The sequence below is a fragment of the Flavobacterium sp. LHD-80 genome (genome assembly GCF_030929605.1).
GTDB lineage: Bacteria > Bacteroidota > Bacteroidia > Flavobacteriales > Flavobacteriaceae > Flavobacterium.
The window spans coordinates 1-540 of the sequence record NZ_JAVFVS010000026.1; the positions used below are offsets into that span (position 1 = coordinate 1).

The 540-nt window shown below is 42.0% G+C and carries 2 tRNA genes and 1 rRNA gene; all 3 read right to left on the minus strand.

What is annotated here, in order from left to right:
• A 23S ribosomal RNA gene (locus RB619_RS21060) occupies nucleotides 1-82 on the minus strand; the annotation flags it as partial.
• Nucleotides 83-255: 173 nt separating this feature from the next.
• Nucleotides 256-329 (minus strand) — tRNA-Ala (locus RB619_RS21065).
• 106 nt (nucleotides 330-435) lie between these two features.
• Nucleotides 436-509, minus strand: a tRNA-Ile gene (locus RB619_RS21070).
• Nucleotides 510-540 lie beyond the last annotated feature (31 nt).

Here is a 540-nt window from a genome sequence, read left to right on the forward strand (position 1 = left end):
CCCGCAGCTTTTCGCAGCTTATCACGTCCTTCTTCGCCTCTGAGAGCCTAGGCATCCCCCATACGCCCTTATTTTGCTTATTGTACCAATCTCGTTACTTAAAACGAGACCGTTTTTTTTGTCTTCTGCAATAAATTGCAGAAAACGCTTTCTACTTTTTATTATTTTCTTATCTCAATATGTCAATGAACTTTGTGTGCTTCGCGCTTTACGCACTAGGCTTCAAGCCTACAGCCTACGGCTTATAGCTTTTCGTGGAGAATAACGGAGTCGAACCGTTGACCTCCTGCGTGCAAGGCAGGCGCTCTAGCCAGCTGAGCTAATCCCCCATTTTTCAATCTTAGATTGTAGAATTCAGATTTTAGATTTCAAATTCTTCTCTAATTTCTTTTGGTGAATCCCAGCTTCCAGAATTTCCTTTCTCAAGTCAAATAGTAGTCCCGGGCAGACTCGAACTGCCGACCCCTACATTATCAGTGTAGTACTCTAACCAGCTGAGCTACGAGACTCTGTTTTTCTTAAGTTTTATCATTTTTTTTA